Source organism: Massilia sp. UMI-21 (assembly GCA_015277795.1).
Taxonomy (GTDB): domain Bacteria; phylum Pseudomonadota; class Gammaproteobacteria; order Burkholderiales; family Burkholderiaceae_D; genus Telluria.
In genome coordinates this window covers 1,604,210-1,623,299 of record CP063848.1, presented here as the reverse complement: position 1 = coordinate 1,623,299, position 19,090 = coordinate 1,604,210, and the positions used below count along the sequence as shown (strand labels likewise).

14 protein-coding genes and 1 pseudogene are annotated in these 19,090 nt (G+C 68.0%); 6 read left to right on the top strand and 9 right to left on the bottom strand.

Going from position 1 to position 19,090, the window contains the following annotated elements; translation table 11 throughout:
- Window positions 1-20: 20 nt before the first annotated feature.
- On the top strand, window positions 21-1,043 hold the full coding sequence (locus tag IM543_07215; protein ID QOY95630.1) for an asparaginase: 1,023 nt from the start codon (window positions 21-23) through the stop codon (window positions 1,041-1,043).
- Between the two features lie 9 nt (window positions 1,044-1,052).
- On the opposite strand, the gene IM543_07210 is transcribed toward IM543_07215, so the two are convergent.
- Window positions 1,053-1,913: a hypothetical protein gene (locus tag IM543_07210; protein ID QOY95629.1), complete on the bottom strand. Its 861-nt coding sequence runs from the start codon at window positions 1,911-1,913 to the stop codon at window positions 1,053-1,055.
- Window positions 1,914-2,050: 137 nt separating this feature from the next.
- On the opposite strand from IM543_07210, the gene IM543_07205 reads away from it, so the two are divergent.
- On the top strand, window positions 2,051-2,845 hold the full coding sequence (locus IM543_07205) for a hypothetical protein (protein ID QOY95628.1): 795 nt from the start codon (window positions 2,051-2,053) through the stop codon (window positions 2,843-2,845).
- 113 nt (window positions 2,846-2,958) lie between these two features.
- Here IM543_07205 and IM543_07200 read toward each other — a convergent pair whose 3' ends face one another.
- Window positions 2,959-3,648 carry a fumarylacetoacetate hydrolase family protein gene (locus IM543_07200; protein QOY95627.1) on the bottom strand — a complete coding sequence of 230 codons (690 nt, stop codon included), beginning with the start codon at window positions 3,646-3,648 and terminating at the stop codon, window positions 2,959-2,961.
- A gap of 53 nt (window positions 3,649-3,701) precedes the next feature.
- Window positions 3,702-6,410, bottom strand: a complete 2,709-nt coding sequence (locus tag IM543_07195; GenBank protein ID QOY95626.1) for a GAF domain-containing protein — start codon at window positions 6,408-6,410, stop codon at window positions 3,702-3,704.
- 314 nt (window positions 6,411-6,724) lie between these two features.
- On the opposite strand from IM543_07195, the gene IM543_07190 reads away from it, so the two are divergent.
- Entirely contained in the window at window positions 6,725-8,140 is a 1,416-nt protein-coding gene (locus tag IM543_07190; GenBank protein QOY95625.1) for a beta-lactamase family protein, read from the top strand.
- 5 nt (window positions 8,141-8,145) lie between these two features.
- Here IM543_07190 and IM543_07185 read toward each other — a convergent pair whose 3' ends face one another.
- Window positions 8,146-9,204: a galactose mutarotase gene (locus IM543_07185; protein QOY95624.1), complete on the bottom strand. Its 1,059-nt coding sequence runs from the start codon at window positions 9,202-9,204 to the stop codon at window positions 8,146-8,148.
- A 336-nt stretch (window positions 9,205-9,540) separates the two neighbouring features.
- Between IM543_07185 and IM543_07180 the strand changes: the two genes are divergently transcribed.
- The gene (locus IM543_07180; protein ID QOY95623.1) at window positions 9,541-10,563 is read left to right on the top strand and encodes a porin; all 1,023 of its coding nucleotides are present in this window, start codon (window positions 9,541-9,543) and stop codon (window positions 10,561-10,563) included.
- Window positions 10,564-10,630: 67 nt separating this feature from the next.
- Here IM543_07180 and IM543_07175 read toward each other — a convergent pair.
- Window positions 10,631-10,858, bottom strand: a pseudogene (locus IM543_07175) (IS1595 family transposase).
- 327 nt (window positions 10,859-11,185) lie between these two features.
- A complete protein-coding gene (locus tag IM543_07170) occupies window positions 11,186-11,665 on the bottom strand; it encodes a chemotaxis protein CheW (protein ID QOY95622.1) in 480 nt (159 codons plus the stop codon).
- A 326-nt stretch (window positions 11,666-11,991) separates the two neighbouring features.
- Here IM543_07170 and IM543_07165 point away from each other — a divergent pair, with 326 nt between their 5' ends.
- Complete coding sequence (locus IM543_07165; protein ID QOY96560.1) at window positions 11,992-14,544, top strand: response regulator; 2,553 nt, start codon at window positions 11,992-11,994, stop codon at window positions 14,542-14,544.
- A gap of 25 nt (window positions 14,545-14,569) precedes the next feature.
- Here the strand turns inward: IM543_07165 and IM543_07160 are convergent, their stop codons facing one another.
- On the bottom strand, window positions 14,570-16,207 hold the full coding sequence (locus IM543_07160; GenBank protein QOY95621.1) for a M28 family peptidase: 1,638 nt from the start codon (window positions 16,205-16,207) through the stop codon (window positions 14,570-14,572).
- A gap of 138 nt (window positions 16,208-16,345) precedes the next feature.
- Between IM543_07160 and IM543_07155 the strand changes: the two genes are divergently transcribed.
- On the top strand, window positions 16,346-16,753 hold the full coding sequence (locus IM543_07155; GenBank protein QOY95620.1) for an antibiotic biosynthesis monooxygenase: 408 nt from the start codon (window positions 16,346-16,348) through the stop codon (window positions 16,751-16,753).
- A 9-nt stretch (window positions 16,754-16,762) separates the two neighbouring features.
- Here IM543_07155 and IM543_07150 read toward each other — a convergent pair whose 3' ends face one another.
- A complete protein-coding gene (locus IM543_07150; GenBank protein QOY95619.1) occupies window positions 16,763-17,908 on the bottom strand; it encodes a HAMP domain-containing histidine kinase in 1,146 nt (381 codons plus the stop codon).
- Window positions 17,909-18,069: 161 nt separating this feature from the next.
- Complete coding sequence (gene rfaD / locus IM543_07145; GenBank protein ID QOY95618.1) at window positions 18,070-19,071, bottom strand: ADP-glyceromanno-heptose 6-epimerase; 1,002 nt, start codon at window positions 19,069-19,071, stop codon at window positions 18,070-18,072.
- Window positions 19,072-19,090 lie beyond the last annotated feature (19 nt).

The following is a 19,090-nucleotide window of genomic DNA, read 5'->3' as shown; positions in this document are numbered from 1 at the left end:
ACCATCCACATGAAGCCTTTATGCAAGCCATTCCTCTGGTCGCCACCACGCGCGGCTACCCGGATACCGGGAACGTCGTCGAGAACCTGCACGCCGGATCGATCGCCGTGGTCGACGTGCAGGGTCGCCTGTTGCACGCGGCCGGCGACCCGCACTACCCCACCTTCACGCGCTCGGCACTGAAGCCCTTCCAGGCCCTGCCCTTCATCCTGTCGGACGGTCCGGCGCGCTTCGGTTTGCACCGCGACGAACTGGCCCTGCTGTGCGCCAGCCATTCGGGCGAGGACAAGCACCTGGCAGGCGTGGCCTCGATCCTGAACAAGATCGGCCTCGATCCCGGCCACCTGGAATGCGGCTGCGCCACCCCGCTGTTCTACGAGTTCACCGGCCAGCCGACGCCCACGGACCGCGACTGGACGCCGCTGCACCACAACTGTTCGGGCAAGCACAGCGGCTTCCTGGCCTGGTGCCGCCTGCACGGCGCACCCACGCGCGGCTACGTCGAGCGCGGCCATCCGCTGCAGGAAGCGATCCGGACCACGCTGGCCGAGACCGTCGGCATGGCGCCCGAGCGCATGCCGGTCGGGCTCGACGGCTGTTCGGCGCCGAACTACGCGATGCCCCTGTCGAAGCTGGCACACCTGTATGCACGCCTGGCGCAAGGCGCGGCCGACCCGCAACTGGGGGGCGCCATGGGCATGCTGTGCGATGCCATGACGGCGCGGCCGGACATGGTCTCGGGCACCGCGCGTACCGACCTGGCCTGGATGACGGCCGGCGGCGGCGACTGGGTGGCCAAGATCGGCGCCGATGCGGTGCAGGCGATCGGCATCCGCTCGGCCGGCCTGGGCATCGCCATCAAGATCGCGGACGGCAACAGCCGCGCCCTGCATCCGGCCGTGTACGGCGTGCTCGACCAGCTCGGCCTGCTGAACGACGCACGCCGCGCCCAGCTCGAACAGTTCCGCCAGCCGCCCATCCGCAATGCGCGCGGCGCCGTGGCGGGCGACATCCGCACCCTGTTCACGCTCGGCACGCCCTGATGCCCGCGCTCAGGCCGCCAGGCGGCGCAGCATGGCCGCGATGGCGTCGATCACCGTGGCGTTGTCCCAGTAGCTGTTATGGGCCAGCGGGTTCCAGCTGCGCAGCAGCAGGCTGGCCACGCCGCCGCTGCTGGCATTGACCACCCGGTCTTCCACCAGTTCGCGGTAGCCGCCGGGCAGCGGCTGCAGCGGCCATCCCAGCACATCGTCCGGATCGTAGAAGTTGATCCACTTGAACAGCCCGGTCGGGCGGTCGATCGGAATGATGTGCATGAGCTTGTGCGCCGCGATGAACACCGGAATATTGCAACCGGTCGTGACCAGGGCGGCGCAGGTGCCGGCCCCGAGAAAGGTCTTTTCGCTGGCGGTCAGCGCACGTCCGAGGGTGGTGGCCGCCCAGGCATCGATGTTGCGCCAGATGCCCGCGCCCACCGGCTGCCCTTTCGCCGCCTTCTGGGCATCGTAGATGTAGCTCGACAGCACATGGCAGCCGAGCGACTGGGCCACGAAGACCACCGGCATCGCCGGCCGCACGGCGTGCGCCGACAGCAAGGCCAGGGCGATCTCGCCCTGGGCCAGTTCGTAGACCGAGCCCGGAATCTCCTTGCGGTTCTCCAGACCGGCCGCGTCGCCGAAGCCGAACAGCACGAACTTGCGCAGGCCGGGGTAGCGCACGATGCCGCGCTCGCTGGTCATCTCCCAGATGGCGTGCTGGTTGTCCTGCAGGATCTTCTGGTAGTACACCGAGCGCATCACCACCTGTCCCGCCAGCGCGCCGAGCTGCCCGCGCAGCCGGTCCATCAGGCCGTCGGCATAGGTGGGCGGCGTTTCACCCATTCCGTGCACGGTAATCAGCGCCACGTCGCTCATGGCATCCTCCCCTTCCCGGCCGCGTGTTGTGGGACCGCTGCGGCTGTCTGATCGATGCAGACAGCGTACCAGTTTTTCCGCGCTTGCCGGCGCGCGCGGGTGCGCTACCATGGCGCTTTCCCTCCACGTGGATCCCGATGTCCGACCCGCTCTTTCCCCGCTACCGCGAGGCGATCCGCGGCCTCGACCTGGCGCAGGTGGCGACGCCCGCCCGGATTCCCGCGGCCTTCCTGCTCGGCCGCGAAGGCCGCTACAGCGCCCATTACATTCCCTTCGAATCGGTGCACGCGCAGGCGCGCGTCGTGGTCGTTGGCATCACCCCGGGCTTCGCGCAGTGGCGGAACGCCATGCGCGAAGCGCAGCGCCGGCTGGCCGCCGGCGGCGATGACGACACGGTGCTGCGCGCCGCGCGCCTGGCCGGCGCCTTCAGCGGCGCGATCCGCCCCAACTTCGTGGCGCTGCTCGATGCGATCGGGGTGCAGCGCTGGCTCGGCATCGCCAGCTGCGCCACCGTGTTCGACCAGGACGCGGGGCTGGTGCAGGTGAGCGCGATCCTGCGTCATCCTGTTTTCGTCGATGGAAAGAATTACAGCGGCTCGCCCTCGCCGCTGAAGAACGGCTTCCTGCGCGAGATGGTAGCGCGCTGGTTTGCGCACGAGGCCCGCCAGCTGCCGGACGCGCTGTACATCCCGATGGGCGCCAGCGTCGGCGAGACCCTCGACTGGCTGGTGACGCAAGGGGTGATCCGCCCCGGCCGCGTGCTGCACGGCTTGCCGCATCCTTCGGGGGCGAATGCGGAGCGGGTGGCCTACTTCCTGGGCCGCAAGGAGCGGGCCGCGCTATCGGGCAAGACCAACGGCGCCCGGATCGATGCGGCGCGCGAAGGCTTGCTGGCGCAGATGGCGACGCTGCTGGCGGGCCGCGGTTCGTAGGGCGGACCGGGCCACGAAAGGCGGCGATGGCGGCCGCGCGTCCAGTTCCTGCATGAGCGAATGTACCGCTATTCTTCGTCCGGTTGAGCGCGCGGTCGGCGAAGCCGACCACCCTACATGATCGACAGCGCGAAGGTCGCGACGCCATCCACGCCGCCGCGCACCTGGTCGCCCGGCTCGAGCGCCGCCACGCCGGCCGGCGTGCCGGTGTAGATCAGGTCTCCCGGCGCCAGCGTCACCAGGCGCGACAGGTGGCTGATCACGTCGGCGACCGGCCAGATCATCTCGTTCAGCTTGCCCTCCTGGCGCAGCGCGCCGTTCACCTCGAGCCAGATGCGCGCATCCTGCGGATGGCCGAGGGTGGCGGCCGGAATGAGCGGGCTGCACGGCGCCGAGGCATCGAAGCCCTTGGCCATGTCCCACGGCCGGCCGGCGTCCTTGGCCAGCGCCTGCAGGTCGCGCCGGGTCAGGTCCAGGCCCACGCCATAGCCCCAGACCAGGGCCAGCGCGGCGGCCGGATCGACGTCAGCGCCGCCGGCGCCGAGCGCCACCACCAGCTCGACTTCGTGGTGCAGCTCGCCGGTGGCGGGCGGATACGGCAGCGCGCCGGCGGCGGGCACCACGGCGTCGGCCGGCTTGGTGAAGAAGAACGGCGGCTCGCGGCCCGGATCGCTCCCCATCTCGCGCGCATGGGCGCCGTAGTTGCGGCCGACACAGAACACGCGGCGGATCGGGAAGCGCTCGAGGCTCCCCGCCACGGCCAGCGATGGCGCGACGGGGGCGGTGATGACGTAACTGGGCATGCGACACCTTTCATGGACTGGACGCCCATGATAACCGTGCGGGAAGGACTTCGTCAGGCGCCGCCTGGCGATGGCTGCGGCCGCGCGCGCGCCGCGCTGGCGCCGACCGACTCCAGCACCCGCATCAGCGCGGTCATGTCGACCGGCTTGACCAGGTGGTGCGCGAAGCCGGCTTCGACGGCCCGCTCGCGGTCGCGGGCCTGGCCGTAGCCGGTGATGGCCACCAGCACCGTGTCGCGCGTCTCGGGCATGGCGCGCAACTGCTCGGCCAGGTGGTAGCCGTCGATGTCGGGCAGGCCGATGTCGACCAGCATCGCGTCCGGCCGCTCGGCGCGGGCACGGCGCAGGGCCGAGCGGGCGTCGTACTCGACCGCGGTGCGATAGCCCTGCACGTTCAGGAGCTGCGACAGGCTGTCGGCTGCGTCGGCGTTGTCGTCGACCAGCACCAGGCGCAGCGGCCGCTCCAGCCGGGGATGCGCGTCTTCGGGCGGCGCGCCGGCGCCGCCCGCCTCCGGCGCCGCGTCCACGCATGGCAGCGCGAGGGTGAAGCTGCTGCCCATGCCGACACCTTCGCTGTGCGCGCCGACTTCGCCCTGGTGCAGTTCGATCAGGCGCTTGACCAGGGTCAGGCCCAGCCCGAGGCCGCCCTGCGAGCGAGCCAGCGTGCGCGCTCCCTGCGTGAACAGGTCGAACACGTTGGGCAGCAGTTCGGCCGGCATGCCGGAGCCGTTGTCGCTCACCGTCAGGCGCATCCTGCCGGCGCCGCTTTCCAGCGCCAGCGCGATCCGCCCGCCCTTCTGGGTGTACTTGGCGGCGTTGTTGAGGATATTCGCCACGCTCTGCACCAGCCGGGTCTGGTCGCCGCGCACGTACACGGGCACCGGCGGCAGCGCCAGCGCTATCGCATGGCCCTTTTCCTCGACCAGCGGACGCGCCTGGTCTAACGCGCCCGAGACGATGTCGCGGAAGTCCACCACGCCCAGCTTGAGCTTGACCAGGCCGCGCGTGACCCGCGAGACGTCGAGCAGGTCGTCGATCAGGCGGCTCATGTGGCGCACCTGGCGGCTGATGATGGTGCTGGTCTGGCGGATGCGCGGTTCGTCCTTGAACTGCATCGACAGCAGACTGGCCGAACTGCTGATCGGGGCCAGCGGATTGCGCAGCTCGTGCGCGAGCATCGCCAGGAATTCGTCCTTGGTGTGGCTCAGGCGCTCGGCCTGCACCCGCGCCGCGCGCTCGCTCTGCAGCAGCGCGTCGCGTTCCTGCGCCGACTTCTGCGCCACCTCGTACAGGCGCGCATTGTCCATCGCGATCGCCGCCTGCGCCGCCACCGCGGCGACGATGCGTTCGGTGCGTTCGGTGAACACGCCGGGCTCCGGATGGCCGAAGAACAGGCCGCCCAGCACCTGGCCGGCGCGCGACACGACCGGCACCGCCAGGTAGCTGCGCACCGCCACGTGGCCGGGCGGCATGCCGGCCTGCGACAACTGCGCCGGCCCGAGCGCGGCGTAGCGCGGGTCGCGCGTGATGTCGTCGCTGCGCACCGCGCCTTCGCCGGCGAACATCGGGCGGAACAGTTCGGCGGCGCGCGGCTTGCCCAGCCCTTCCACGTCTTCGCGCAGGGCGCCCGACAGCGTGTAGAGCTGGAGCCGCTGGCCATGTTCATCCTCGGCGTTGTAGAAGAAGGCGCCGAAGCGCGCGCCGGCCAGCTCGGTGCCGGCGTCGGTGATCGCCTGCAGCAGCGTGTCCAGGTCGAGCGTCGAGGCCAGCGCCTGGCCGGTGCGATTGACCATTTCGAGCACCCGCTTCTCGTCGCGCAGCGATTCCTCCACGCGGGCGCGCCGCACCACTTCGCGGGTATGGTTCGCCACGTCCTCGGCCATCGCCACCTCCTGGTCGCTCCAATGGCGCGGGCACCGCTCGTGCAGGTAGAACACGGCGGCCAGCCGTCCCTCCTCGATCAGCGGCACGATGATCATCGAACGCGCGCCGATGCTGGCATAGCCGGTCGCGTAGTGCGCGGCGCGCGTGTCGAGCGCGATATCGTCCAGGCGCAGGGTGCGCCCGGTGCGCAGCTGCGCGACGACGGCCGGGCCAAAGCTGTCGAGCTCGCGCGACTCTCCGGCCAGGCTGGGGATGCTGCCGTCGGTCCAGTCGCGGCCCACGCTGATGGTGCGCCCGGCGGCATCGATCTCGCCATAGCCGACCCGGCCCACGCCGAGGCATTCGCCGGTGAGGCGGCTGGCCGACGCCATCACGTCCACCGCGTCGACCAGCCCGCGCAGCGTGTCGCTCAGCTTCAGGTGGAAGGCGTGGCGCTGCTCGGCCTGCACCTTCGAGGTACAGTCGGACAGCACGAAGTACACGCCGATGACCTCGCCGTCGTGGCGCACCGGCGAGATCGAGGCCGAAAAATAGCGCCGTTCGAGCATGCCGTTGCGGTAGAAGTCCGTCAGGGCACTCTCGAACTGGACGGGCCGGCCCGACAGTGCTTCGAGCATGTAGGGCCGCAGGCGTGGCCACAGCTCCGGGCGCACCATCGGAAACGGCTGCCCCATGGCGGCCGGGTGCTTGTCGCCGAGCAGCAAGGCATAGGCGTCGTTGTAGAACAGCCGCAGTTCGGGGCCCCACATGATCGCCATCGGAAAATGCGAGGCGCCGATCAGGTCGGCGATCGCGCGCATGCCCTCCGGCCAGTTGTCCGGTTTGACAGATGGAAAGACAGGCCATGGACGATCGTCCGCCTGGGCGGACAGCGTCATGCCGCCGTCCGTCGGAAGGGAAAGACTGCTTTCGTTGCGCATCAGGATAGTCCCAGTTCGATTCCGCGCGGCGTCCGGTCGCAAGGATGGGCACCCTGTCGCCGTCGATTGTTGTCTCGCCGCTAACTTTTTTATAATCGGGGGATTATAGCGAGCAATCTGAATGGGCCGCGCCCGCTACGATCCGCCCCGGTGGCGGCAGCGATGCAAGAGGAATATCCGCCATGCATCAAACCGCCCGCCACGGCCGATTTGCGGCGACTTTCCTGCGCCACCGGCTTACCATACTTGCAAAACATCAATAAGAGGATGCAATGCGCGGCGACAAACCATGGAATCGGGCACGCGGCCTGGCCTTCCTGCCCTGGCAACTGACTGCCGTCCTTGCGGCGAGCCTGTGCGCCGGTGCGGTCCGGGCCGATGCGCTCGACGATGCGATCAGGCGTGAAATGCAGCGGCGCCAGGTTCCCGGCGTGGCGGTGGTGGTGGTCAAGGACGGCAGGATCGTGCGCGAACAGGGCTATGGCCTGGCCAACGTCGAGCATGGGGTGCCGGTCACGCCGGACACCATGTTCCAGTCGGCCTCGGTGGGCAAGACCTTCACCGCGGCCCTGGTGCTGCTGCTGGAGAAGGACGGCAAGCTGACACTCGACGACCCGGTTGCGCGCCACCTGCCGGGCGCGCCCGCAGCCTGGCAAGGCATCACGATCCGCCACCTGCTCACGCACACGTCCGGCCTGGGCGACCCGTACACGAAGATCGACCTGCGCAAGGATTACACCGACGAGGAGTTGATCGCGCTGGAAGCGGCGATGCCGCTGCTGTTCGCACCCGGCGAACGCTTCGCCTACAGCAATGCGGGCTACCACCTGCTCGGCTTCATCTGCAACCGGGTCGGCGGCAAGTTCTTCGGCGAGCAGCTGAAGGAGCGTCTGTTTGCGCCGCTCGGCATGGGGGCCGACGTGATCAGCGAGGCCGATATCGTTGCGCACCGCGCCGCCGGCTACGAACGGATCGACGGCAAGCTGCGGAACCAGCGCTGGGTGGCGCCCAGCCTGAACCGGACCGCCGACGGCGCAATCTACCTGAGCGCACGCGACCTGGCGCGCTGGGACCTGGCGCTCGGCGGCGAGACCATCCTCGACGCCCGCATGAAACAGGCCAGCTGGACCCCGCCCCGGCTGGCGGACGGCAGCCAGGGACCGTATGGCTACGGCTGGTACGTGGGCACGCAGAACGGCCACCGCACGATCCAGCACGGCGGCGCCTGGCAAGGCTTCAAGAGCGTGATCCTGCGCTACCCGGACGATCGCCTGAGCGTGATCGTGCTGGCCAACTCCGCCGCGGCGCGCCAGGGCAGGATCGCCGACCTGGTGGCCGCGCACTATGTGCCAGCGCTGGCCCCCACGCGTGCGCCGGCCATCGCCGACGGCAAGCCGGGCAGCACCGCACGGGCGCGCCGGGCGATCGGCGAACTGCTGGCCGGCCGCGTTCCCGCCGGCCTGTCGGACAGCGAGCGCGGCCGCTTCACGCAACACTGGGTCACCCAGATTGCCGCCGAGTTCCGTGATTTCGGCGCCCTGCAATCGGTCGAACTGCTGGCGCGCAGCAGCGAGGGCGCGCGCGAGCGGGCGCGCTACCGCTTCCTGTTCGAGAACGAGACCATGCTGGTGTCGCTGCACCTGGGCGCCAATGGCCTCATCGAACGGCTCGGGCTGTCGTTGGAATAGCGCGCTTACCGGACTGAAAAGCGAAAGCGCGACGCGGTCTGGTACACCTCTCCCGGGCGCAGGATCACGTTCGGGAAATGCGGCTGGTTGGGCGAATCCGGGAAGTGCTGCGGCTCCAGGCAGAAGCCGCTGCGGTAGCCATACATCCGCCCTTTGCCGGCCAGCGAGCCGTCGAGGAAGTTCCCGCTGTAGAACTGCACGCCCGGCTCTTCGGTGAACAGTTCCAGCACCCGGCCCGACACCGGTTCCAGCACGTGGGCGGCCCGGGTCATCGCCTTGCCCGGCGGCTTGTTCAGCGCGAAGCAGTGGTCGTAGCCCTGGCCGTTGCGCAGTTGGGTATCGTCCTGCCCGATGCGCGCCCCGATCGCCTGCGGCGTACGGAAATCGAAGGGCGTGCCTGCCACCGGCGCCAGCGCCCCGGTCGGGATCGATTCGGCGTCGATGGCGACGAACGCATCGGCGTCGATGGTCAACAGGTGCCCGAGGATGTCGCCGCTGCCGTCGGTTCCGGCGGCCAGGTTGAAATAGCTGTGCTGGGTCAGGTTGACCGGGGTGGCCTGGTCGCTCACGGCATGGAAGCGCACCGCCAGTTCGTTGCTGTCGAGGAGCGTGTACACGACGGTGACGTCGAGCTTGCCCGGGTAGCCCTGCTCGCCGTCGCGGCTGGTATAGGCCAGGCGCAGGCTGTCGCCGTCCACGCCGGCCTGCCACTTCACCTTGTCGAAGCCTGGCGCCCCGCCGTGCAGGTGGTTGTTGCCGTTATTCGTGGGCAGGCACACTTCGCGGCCGTCGAGCGTGAACTTCCCCTTGGCGATGCGGTTGCCGTAGCGCCCGATCAGGGCGCCGAAATACGGGCTCTCGTCCAGGTAGGGCGCGAGCGTGTCGAAGCCCAGCACGACGTCGGCCAGCCGGCCCGCGCGATCGGGCGCGTGCAGCTCGGTGATGATGCCGCCGAAATCGATGATCCTGGCCACCATGCCGTTGGCATTGGTGAGCGTGAACTGGGTGATGGTTTCGCCGCCCGGCAACTGGCCGAAAGGCGCTTGGCTGATACCGGTGCGCACGTTGTCGTTGTCCTTGCTGTGATGATGAGGGTCGTGGATGCGCCGATCCTAACATGGGGGCAAGCAGGCCCGCGCACGCGCTCCGCACAGCCGAGGCTGGCGTTTCCGTTACCTAATTACAACAGTGCGGTCAGTAGAAACACGTAGTTTGCGCTGGGTCGTGCGGCTTTTTGGCTACGCGCACATGCTTCACGGAAACCGAATAAGCAAAGAGCTAATGAAACATGGCATCATTTCGAACACACTGGAAGCTAAGCTTTTTGCAACAGTACGTTTCTGTCAACTGACAACAAAAACGGCGTTCGGACACCCCATTCAACCACCTGGAGAGCATCAATGAAAAAGAAGAGCCTGGCCATCGCCCTGTTATCCCTCCTGCCGCTGGCTGCAGCCCATGCGCAGACGAGCGTCCAGATCTACGGCATTGCCGACGCATCGATCGGCATCGAAGACAATGACGCGCCGGGCGAAGACCGCCGCACCGTGATCAGCTCCGGCACCCAGTCCACCAGCCGTATCGGCTTTCGTGGCACCGAAGACCTGGGCAATGGCCTGAAAGCGCTCTTCAACATCGAAGCCGGCGTCGCGCTCGACAGTGGCGCGGGCGACGCGGCCGGCACCTTCCAGCGCCGCGCCGTGGTCGGCCTGCAGGGTTCCTTCGGCACCATCACCGTGGGCCGCGAATATGGCCCGATCGCCGCGGTGGCGCAGTCGGCCGACCCGCTGGGCCACGGCTTCTACGGCTCGACCCTGACCGCCTTCGGCGCCAACCGCCTGACCCGCCGCCTGTCGAACTCGGTCAACTACAAAAGCGATACCCTGAGCGGCTTCACGGTCCTGGCGTCCTACGCCGCCGGCGAGCGCCAGACCGACGATCCTTCGGGCAGCCTGGTGGGCGCGGCGGTGGAGTACAAGAACGGCCCGCTGTACCTGGGCGCCGGCTACCAGCAGACCGAACGCCTGGCGACCGGCGACGACAAGGAATACACGGTCGGCGCCGGCTACAACTTCGGTGCGTTCGACCTGCGCGCCGCCTACATGGAAGCCGACTGGGAAGGTCCGAACAACGAGTACAAGTTCCTGACCGTGGGCGGCATCTTCACCGCGGGACCGAACAAGTTCTACGCTTCGCTGCACCAGCAGAAGCTGGAAACCGGCGCCAAGGGCAACGGTTTCTCGGTCGCCTACAGCTACACCCTGTCCAAGCGCACCAACGTGTACAGCAGCTACGGCCACGTGCGCAACAACGGCCGTGCCGCCTTCGGCATGGGTTCCGCCGGCGGCAGCTTCGCGCCGCCGGTCACCGCGCTCGGCGCCGATCCGTCGGTGTTCAACGTGGGCATTCGCCACTCGTTCTAAGCGCAGCGCGCCGGAACCAGAAAGGCAAGCCAGAAATGGCTTGCCTTTTTTTGTGGCGCTGTCACCTTTATCTGTTGATGACGCCGATTGCGATGCGTAAGAACTGTTCCGCAGCAATTGCCCGTGCGCAGTCGAGCGCCCGGTGCCAACCGAGATAATTCGGCAGGTAGCGCGATGCCACGCCGTGAAAGCGGGCCAGCCAGTCGCGCAGACGCTGATGGAAGGCGTTGACGTTCTGGACGTGGATGGCGATGGCGGCGTGACGGCGCACCCGCACGCCGGCGCGCAGGTTGACTGGCCGTGCCGGTAGCAGCGCGTGCTGGCGCAGCGCGGACACGCGCGTTGGGGTGCGCGGATCTGCTCGATGAGCGCGACGATCCGGTCCAGCCCCGCGGCCGCTTGCAGTGCCGCCAGTGTTTGTTGGCGCTGCGCCCCGTTCAGCGCGGGGAGTCGTGCGAACCATTTTTTGAAGCTGGTGTTTTCACGGCCGCTTCCTGTCGATGTAGACAGGTGTTCGACCAGGGAGGAGCTCAGCAGTTCAGGCCTCATCCATGGTTAACGCTGACAGAGCCTTTTCGTCGGCTTGCAGGCGATGCCGGCCGCGCCCTCGCCTGCCCTCCGCTTACGCGGCTTTCTGTACGGCGGTGATCAGGCCGAGCTGCTCGGAGCTCATCAGCCTGTCGATGTCGAGCAGGATCAGCATGCGCTCGCCGACGGTGCCCAGCCCGGTGATGTAGTCGCCGTCCGCGCTGCTGCCCATGTCGGGCGCGGGCCGTACCTGCTCGTCGAGCAGGGTCACGACGTCGGATACGCTGTCCACGATCATGCCGATCACATGGTTCTTGATGTTCAGGACGATGACGACCGTGAACTGGTCATAGGTCGGCTCGCCGAGATTGAACAGGATGCGCATGTCGACGATCGGCACGATCGAACCGCGCAGGTTCGTGATGCCCTTGATGCAGGCAGGTGCGCTCGGCAGCAGGGTGGGCTCTTCGTAGCCGCGGATTTCCTGCACTTTCAGGATGCTGATCGCATATTCTTCCTTGGCCAGGCGGAAGGAGAGGACTTCATTGTCCTGGGTAGTGGTCTTGGTGTCCATGGTGGTTGACTTTCTGTTGTCAGGCGCAGTATTTATTGCACACATGCAAGACACATTACGACCATTCGGCCCCGGATTCGATGGTGAAATGACAAAACGCGGTAGTATTTTTGAAAAAGCGGCACGGGTATGGCATCCACGCAACGTCCAGCGTGCGCTCAGCCTTCAGCACTTGTCGAAGCGAACACATATCGCACGATCGTGCGCGTGACTCATCCAGGCATAACTTGCCGATGCACCGGGCGAAATCTCACGTAGAATCAGGCATTACCATCAGTCCAGCGTAAAACGTGACCGGCACCGCCACTTCCATCGTCCGCAGGCCCCTGCGCGCCTACCTGCTCTGGCTGGTGCTGGCTACCCTGTTGCCCGGCCTGGTCGGCGCGTCGCTGTTGTTCGTGCACCAGTACCAGAAGGCGCGCGCCCAGATCGAGCAGAAGACCCTGCAGACGGTGCGGGCGCTGGTCCACAGCACCGACAACAAGCTGCGCCAGGCGCAGTCGATTGCCCAGACCCTGTCCACCATCGACGCGCTCGAGGTGGAAGACTTCGGGCGCACGCACTACCAGGCGCGCGAGGCGCTGGCGCTGGCAGGCGGGCGCATGAACGCGGTGCTGCGCGACCGCAGCGGCCAGCAGCTGATCAACACCGCGGTTGCCTACGGCACGCCGCTGCCACGCCATCCGTCGCCCTCGATCGAGCGGGTCTTCGTTACCGGCCGGCCGGCGGTGTCGAACGTGTTCCAGGGCGTCCTGCGCAAAAGCGCGCTGGCCAGCGTCGACGTGCCGGTGCGCGTGCATGGCGAGCTTCGCTATGTGCTGAGTATCGGACTGGGACCGGAGGAATTCGACGACCTGCTGACACCGGCCTCGGTGCCGGACGGTGCGGTCGCTTCGCTGTTCGATCGCGAGGGCATCATCTTCAACCGCAACCTCAACCGCGACAAGTCCATCGGCCAGTCGGTCAATCCCTTGCTGCGCAGCGCCGCCAGCCGCCAGCGCGAAGGCACCATCGATTCGCGCTCGCGCGAAGGCGTACCGCTGCTGAGCTCGTTCTCGCGTTCTTCGCTCAGCGGCTGGGGCGTGGCGGTCGGCATGCCGCGCGCCACCCTGCGCGCCGAGCTGATGCGGCAACTCGCCCTGATGGCCGGCGTCGCGGCGGGACTGTTCGCGATCGGCCTGTGCCTGGCATGGCTGATCGGCGGCCGCCTGGCGCGCTCGGTGCAGGCCCTGAGCGGGCAGGCGCAGGCGCTCGGCAAGGGCGAGACGCCCCCCTCCTTCACCGAGGTCCACGTGCGCGAAGCCGCCGAGGTGGCGGCCGCCATCGGCGATGCCGCCGCGCTGCTGGCCGAGCGCTCGCGCCAGCTGGCGGCCAAGGAATCGGCCCTGCGCGAGACCCACATGCTGGCGCGCTTCGGCACCTGGCACTGGAACCTGGACGGCCAGGACATCGAGGTCTCGGATTCGGTGCCGCACATCTTCGGACGTGCGCTGCCGCCTTTCGCCCAGCAGCGCGGCACCGTGCTGCTGGAAGAGTCATGGCTGCGGGTGCAGCGGCTCACGAACGAATTGATACGCGCAGGCGGCAGCGGCAAGCTGCAGCTGCAGGCCCTGCATGCGCACGGCCATCGCGTCTGGCTCGATTACCGCTGCGAGAGCGTGCACGGGCCGGACGGCCGGGTGGTGGCGCTGCGTGGCACCATGCAGGACATTACCGAGCGCGTGCGCGCCGAGGAAGCCCTGCGCCAGGCCGACCAGCGCAAGAACGAGTTCCTGGCGATGCTGGCGCACGAGCTGCGCAACCCGCTGGCGCCGATTTCATCCGGCGCGCAACTGCTCGCCCAGGACGGCATGGACCCGGCCCGCACCAGGCAGATCAGCGCCATCATCGCGCGCCAGGCGCGCCACATGGCCGGGCTGGTGGACGACCTGCTGGACGTCTCGCGCGTCACGCGCGGGCTGGTCGTCCTGAGCAAGGAGCGGATCGACCTGAACGGCGTGGTGCAGGACGCCGCCGAGCAGGTGCAGGCGCTGGTGCGCGACAAGGGGCACCGGCTGGACGTGCGCACCCTGCCGCAGCCCTGCTTCGTGCTGGGCGACCGCAAGCGCCTGGTGCAGGTAGTGGGCAACCTCCTGCACAACGCGGCCAAGTTCACCGACCGCGGCGGCCACATCGAGGTGACGGTGGCGAGCGCCGGGGAGGCCATGCTGGTGGAAGTGCGCGACAACGGCATCGGCATGCTGCCGGCGGAACTGGAGCGCGCCTTCGACATGTTCGTGCAGGGCGAGCGTACGCCCGACCGTGCGCTCGGCGGCCTCGGCATCGGGCTGGCGCTGGTACGCAGCCTGGTCGAGCTGCACGGCGGCAGCGTGCACGTGGCCAGCGCCGGACCAGGCATGGGGACCAGCCTCACGGTGCGCCTGCCGCGCTGCGCCGAGCGTGCCGGCCCCGCCCCCGATGGCGGGGGCGGCGGCGCGGCCGTGGCCGCGTCACGGGGAGCGCGCCTGAAAGTGCTGGTGGTGGACGACAACGTCGACGCGGCCCGGATGCTGGCCATGATCGTGGGTGCGCAGGGCCACGAGGTGCGGGTGGAACACGATTCGCACGACGCGCTGGCGCAGGCGGCCAGGTTCGCGCCGGACCTGTGCCTGCTCGACCTCGGATTGCCCGAGATGGACGGCTACGAACTGGCGCGCCGCCTGCGCCGGCACCCGGCCACCCTGCATGCGACGCTGGTCGCGGTGACCGGATACGGCCAGGACCAGGACCGCGACAACAGCGCGGCCGCCGGCTTCGATCACCACCTGGTCAAGCCGGTGGACATGGCGGCGCTGGAGAAAATCGTCGCCGATACGGCGACCGAGCCCTCAGGCGCCTGATTTCGCGCCTGACTTCGCGCCCGATTCAGCGTTCGACACTGCCGAAAGGATCGCCCTTCTTCCAGGACGGCATGGCAGGCGCGTTGGCCACCGCATAGCCCAGCTTGAGCGTGAACTGCGCCTGCTGCACCATGCCCGACAGGTCCCAGTCCGGCGAATACTCGTCGCTCACCTGGTGGTAGTCCTTCTTGAAGCCCACCATCTTCCGGCTCGAGGCCGCGTGCTCGTGCGCGAACTCGAAATGGCCGTCGCCCGAGAACACGGCCGAGCCCACGTTAAAGGCCGGCACGCCCGCCTTGGCGAAATTGAAGTGGTCGGCGCGGAAGTAGGCGCCCGACAGGTCGGGAATGGTCGGCGCCAGCTTCAGGCCCATCTCCTTGGCCACGCCGGCGGCGGTGTCGTACAGGCTGCTGCGCTCGGCGCCCGGCACGCCGATGTCCCGGGTCGCGCCGACGAAGTTCAGGCTGTCGAGGTTCAGGTCGGCCGCGGTCTGCGCCAGCGGCACCACCGGATCCTTCACGTAGGCGGCGCTGCCCAGCAGGCCTTGCTCCTCGGCGGCCGGCCACAGGAACACCTGGGTGCGGCGCGCCGGCTTCCTGACCGCCTCGGCGGCCATCGCCAGCAGCGCGGCGGTGCCGGAAGCGTTGTCGATGGCGCCGTTGTAGATCCGGTCCTGTTTCCCCGGCGCCGCTTCGTCGCTGCCCATGTGGTCCCAGTGCGAGGAATACACCACCGCCTGCGACTTCAGCTTCGGGTCGGTACCGGGCACGATGCCGACCACGTTGTACTGCTCCACCATGCGGATCGCCGACTTCAGCTCGACATGGGCCGCCACGTTCAGGTCCACCGGCCGGAAGTCGCGCCGCTCGGCCCGGGCGCGCAGGGCGTCGAGGTCGAAGCCGCCGGCGGCGAACAGTTCGCGCGCGGTGTCCTCGTGCAGCCAGCCTTCGATCGGATTGCCGGGGCCGGCCAGGTGGAAGCGCTCGTGCGAGAAACCGTTGGCCGGCACGCTCCAGGGATACGAGGACGAGGGCAGCGTGTGGATCAGCAGCACGCCGGCCGCGCCCTTGCGCACCGCTTCCTCGAACTTGTACAGCCAGCGGCCGTACCAGGTGTAGGCCTTGCCGTCGAAGCGCGTCGGTTCCTGCGCGGTGGGCTGCGGGTCGTTGACCATCATGACCAGGATCTTGCCCTTCACGTCGGCGTCCTTGTAGTCGTCCCATTGTTCCTCGGGCGCCGAGACGCCGTAGCCGACGAACAGCAGCGGCGCGTCGAAGGACAGCTCGGTGCGCCCGCTGCCGGTGCCGAACACGATGCCCTTGCCGACCTCGGGGCTGATGCGCTTGCCGCCGGCCTGGAAGCTGACCGCGCTGCCGGGTAGCAGCCGGGTACCCTCGATCTCGACCTTCTGGCGGTAGCCGCCGTCCTTGTTGCCGGGGTAAGCCGGCTGCAGGCCGATGATCGCGGCCTGGGTTTCGAGGTAGCGCACCGCCAGCGCGCCGCCGCGCTGGCCGGTGCCGCGGCCTTCGAACAGGTCGTCGGCCAGGAAGGCCAGGTGGCCGCGCAGCACGTGCTCGGCCACGGTGGGCGCCTGCTGGTGCTGGGCATGGGCAGTGGCGGACAGGCTGATGGCAGCGGCGAAGGCAAGACGGGAAAGTCGCATCGAATATTCCATTCAGTAAAGCGGATTGGCAAATGCTGATCTTACCCCAGCATGCAGACGCGGGCGCTGCCCGCTTATCGGTTGCGGCGGCGCCACGCGCCGGCCTATACTTGTCTTTTACTGAACAGGGAAGCCGCCATGACCATCTCACGCCGCACCGCCACGAGCGCCCTGGCTGCGCTGGCCGCCCTGCCCCTGGCCGTCCGGGCCGCACCAGACACGAAGGAAACCCCACCCATGTACGGATTGATCGGAAAAATGCGCGCCCAGCCAGGCCAGCGCGACGCCCTCATCGCCATCCTGCTGGAGGGTACCGCCGGCATGCCGGGTTGCCTCGGCTACGGCATCGCCAAGGACAAGCAGGAGCCCGATGCCCTGTGGATCACCGAGACCTGGGTGGACCAGGCCAGCCACAAGGCTTCGCTGTCGCTGCCGTCCGTGCAGGCGGCCATCGCGCAAGGCCGGCCGCTGATCGCCGGCTTCGGCGAGCGCTTCGAGACCGAACCGGTGGGCGGGCACGGCGGCATGTCGAAGCGGTCCGCCTGAGGCCCGGGCCTAGGCGGCAGTCGGCGCGCCCGCGAAGGGCCGCGCATCCAGCGGCAGGTCGATCACGAAGGCGGTGCCGTCCTCGATGGAACTGGACATCACCACGCTGCCGCCATGCGCTTCGGTCACCCGTCGCACGTAGGGCAGCCCGACGCCCCAGCCCTCCTCCAGTCCCTGGTTGCCGGCGCGGCGGTAGAGCTGGAAGATGCTCTCGCTGTCTTCCGGCGCGATCGGCGGGCCCTGGTTATGCACCATCACCTGGATACGCTCGAGGGTGGTGCTCAGCGTGATCCGGATGGCCGGTTCGCGCGCGCCGTACTTGATGGCGTTGTTGACCAGGTTCTCGATCGCGCGCCGGATCGCCTCGCCGCACCACCAGCCTTGCACCGGCGCGGCCGCGAGCTCGAGGACGATCGGGTGGAATATCTCGGCCGACTGGACGATGTCGCGCACCAGCGCCGCCATGTCGACCCGCTCGATGCGAAGCCGTACCGGGCCGGTCTTGCAGAAGGCGATGCGGTCGAGCAGTTCGCGCGCCATGCCGTCGATGCGCCGGGTGCTGGCCACGATCTTCTCGGCGAAGCGCCGCAGCTTGTCGTCGGCGGACAGGTGCAGGATCATCTCGGCCGCCATCTGGGCGGTGGACAGGGGCGTGCGCAGGTCGTGCGCCATCGAGGCGACGAACTGCTCGCGCAGGGCCGCCTGCACCACGGTGAAGGAATTGGCGCTTTCGCGGATGGTCGCGTCGAGGTGGGCGAACAGGGTCGCGCGCTGCCCTTCGTCGAGCGTCACGCCATGGCGCGCCAGCTCGCGGAACAGGACCTCGCCGAAAATCTGGAGTTCGTGGATGAGCGCGGTGGCATCGTACATGGTCAGGCGCGCCCGCTCGCCGCCATGCTCGCTGGCCACCGCCCCCAGGTCGGTGACCGCGCGCGCGGAGTAGCCTGGCGTGAGCAGCGCGGCCAGGGTGTCGAAATAGGCCGGCAGTGTGTTCTCGAGAATGGCCAGCGGCAGTTCGCGCGCCTGCGGCACCGTCCGGCGCACCTCGTCCATCCAGGCGTCCACGACCAGCCCGCGCAAGCCCACCATCGCCCGGGTCACGGGCGACAGCGTAGGGTCGTCCGGTGACAGGTGCCCGGTCAGGTTTGCATTCATGGAGGCGCTCGGTGCCCGTGACCCTGCGGTCACGTTGTCAAAAAAATACGTAACCTCAGTCTACATGACAGCCTTGCGCGACGGCGCGTGAATGCCCCCGCAAGGATTCATCAGCTCAGCTTATGAAGCAGGCTGAATCATAAGCAAACCTTCTGAATCGCTCAGCCTGCGGTCTTGAGGTACTGCATGTACCTGGCGACACCGGTGGCCACGTCGGTGAAGGGCTCGCCGTAGCCGGCAGCGCGCAGCGCGCCGATGTCGGCCTGGGTGAAGCTCTGGTACTTGCCCTTGAGCTTATCCGGGAACGGCAGGTAGTCGAGCAGGCCCTGTTCGACGATCTGCTCGAGCGTGAGCGGCGGCTTGCCCTCGTTGGCCAGCGCGTTGACCGTGGCCACGGCAAGATCGTTGAAGGGCTGGGCGCGGCCGGTGCCGAGATTGAAAATGCCGCGCTGGTCCGGGTGATCGAGGAAGAACAGGTTCACCTTGACCACGTCTTCGACGTAGATGAAGTCGCGCATCTGGGTGCCCGCCTCATAGCCGTCGTTGGCGCCGAACAGCTTGACCTTGCCCTCTTTCTGGAACTGGTGGAACTGGTGGAAGGGTACCGAGGCCATCGTGCCCTTGTGCCCTTCGAGCGGACCGTAGACGTTGAAGTAGCGCAGGCCGACCACCTGGCTGCCGTTGCTGATGCCGTGCTGCTGCCAGTAGCGGCGCATGTACTGGTCGAACAGGAACTTCGAATACCCGTAGACGTTGAGCGGACGCTCGTACTGGCGCTCTTCCTTGAACACGCTGCCGCCGCCGTACACGGCGGCCGACGAGGCGTAGATGAAGGGAATACGCTCGCGCTGGCAATACTCGAACAGCGCGATGGTGTACTCGTAGTTATTTCTCATCATGTAGCGCCCATCGGTCTCCATGGTGTTGGAGCAGGCGCCCTGGTGCAGCACGGCCGTGAACTTGCCGTCGAATTCGCCGGCCTTCAGGCGCACCAGGAAGTCTTCCTTGTCGGCGTAGTCGGCCAGCTCGGCATCGACGATGTTGAGGAATTTCTCCGGACGCGACATGTTATCGACCGCGAACACGCTGAAGGGCTTGCGCGTCGATAGCGCGTGGACCAGGTTGGCTCCGATGAAGCCTGCTGCGCCAGTAACCAGTATCATTTTCTAACCTCTTGTCTAT

Bases quoted from the DNA above. Each gene is read 5' to 3' on its own strand.
- IM543_07205 (QOY95628.1), top strand. From the start codon at position 2,051: ATGTCCGACCCGCTCTTTCCCCGCTACCGCGAGGCGATCCGCGGCCTC.
- IM543_07200 (QOY95627.1), bottom strand. From the start codon at position 3,648: ATGCCCAGTTACGTCATCACCGCCCCCGTCGCGCCATCGCTGGCCGTG.
- IM543_07195 (QOY95626.1), bottom strand. From the start codon at position 6,410: ATGACGCTGTCCGCCCAGGCGGACGATCGTCCATGGCCTGTCTTTCCA.
- IM543_07150 (QOY95619.1), bottom strand. From the start codon at position 17,908: ATGAATGCAAACCTGACCGGGCACCTGTCACCGGACGACCCTACGCTG.
- rfaD (QOY95618.1), bottom strand. From the start codon at position 19,071: ATGATACTGGTTACTGGCGCAGCAGGCTTCATCGGAGCCAACCTGGTC.
- IM543_07170 (QOY95622.1), bottom strand. From the start codon at position 11,665: ATGGACACCAAGACCACTACCCAGGACAATGAAGTCCTCTCCTTCCGC.
- IM543_07190 (QOY95625.1), top strand. From the start codon at position 6,725: ATGCGCGGCGACAAACCATGGAATCGGGCACGCGGCCTGGCCTTCCTG.
- IM543_07215 (QOY95630.1), top strand. From the start codon at position 21: ATGCAAGCCATTCCTCTGGTCGCCACCACGCGCGGCTACCCGGATACC.
- IM543_07180 (QOY95623.1), top strand. From the start codon at position 9,541: ATGAAAAAGAAGAGCCTGGCCATCGCCCTGTTATCCCTCCTGCCGCTG.
- IM543_07155 (QOY95620.1), top strand. From the start codon at position 16,346: ATGACCATCTCACGCCGCACCGCCACGAGCGCCCTGGCTGCGCTGGCC.
- IM543_07160 (QOY95621.1), bottom strand. From the start codon at position 16,207: ATGCGACTTTCCCGTCTTGCCTTCGCCGCTGCCATCAGCCTGTCCGCC.
- IM543_07210 (QOY95629.1), bottom strand. From the start codon at position 1,913: ATGAGCGACGTGGCGCTGATTACCGTGCACGGAATGGGTGAAACGCCG.